Source organism: Vibrio genomosp. F10 str. 9ZD137 (assembly GCF_049974785.1).
Classification (GTDB): Bacteria; Pseudomonadota; Gammaproteobacteria; order Enterobacterales; family Vibrionaceae; genus Vibrio.
Genome location: NZ_JBNGCJ010000865.1, coordinates 1 through 803, shown reverse-complemented (window position 1 = coordinate 803; position 803 = coordinate 1). Strand labels below are relative to the sequence as shown.

Annotated in this window: 1 protein-coding gene; it reads right to left on the bottom strand. The window is 47.1% G+C overall.

Features of this window, described 5'->3' with window-relative positions; genetic code table 11:
- The coding region (locus tag ACP45E_RS19405; protein ID WP_158008400.1) for a PTS transporter subunit EIIC at window positions 1-803 on the bottom strand (803 nt) is incomplete at both ends.

The following is an 803-nucleotide window of genomic DNA, read 5'->3' as shown; positions in this document are numbered from 1 at the left end:
CCGCTCTTCCGATCTTTTTTTCGCGCCGGTGTTGCACAATGATAAATAGCTAAAGCAGCCGCTGGAAGTGCCCACATGGAATACATGAAACCACCAGACAAGTACCCTGCTGTTTTATCGCCCGCAAAAAATCGAGAAAGCTCTCCGGTAATTTCTTTTCCTGTTTCTGGGTCAATGTAGCTGCCCACTTCAAAGAAGAACGGCGCATTCCAGATATGGTGTAAGCCAACCGGGAGTAATGAACGCTCGCCAGCGCCATAAATAGCCCACGCTAATACTGGATTCTGATAAGCAGCCCAGTGTGAAAACGCATCAAGCATTTGACCAACTGGCGGCCACAAAAATGCAAGTACAGCGCCTACTGCGATGGCCGTAATACCCGTAATAATAGGTACAAAGCGTTTACCTGCAAAAAAGCCTAAGTATTCAGGCAGCCTAATATTATAGAAACGGTTATACATCATTGCAGCAAATGCACCGATGATAATGCCACCAAACACTCCGGTTTGGAGTGTAGAAACGCCCATGATGGTCGCATCAGTCTCCAAACCTCGAAGTCCGGTTACAATACCGAGTGAGGCATTCATAATAATTAGCCCAACTAAGCCCGCTAATGCCGCAGCGCCATCATTACCTTTTGATAGCCCTAATGCCACGCCAACAGCAAACATAAGCTGCATGTTACCAAATACGCCATCACCTGCTGCTAACATGATTTTACTTAGCGCATCAGGTATGAACGCAAAACCAGCATTACCGATCCCCAACATTAAACCTGCTACGGGTAGTACCGCCACAGGCAA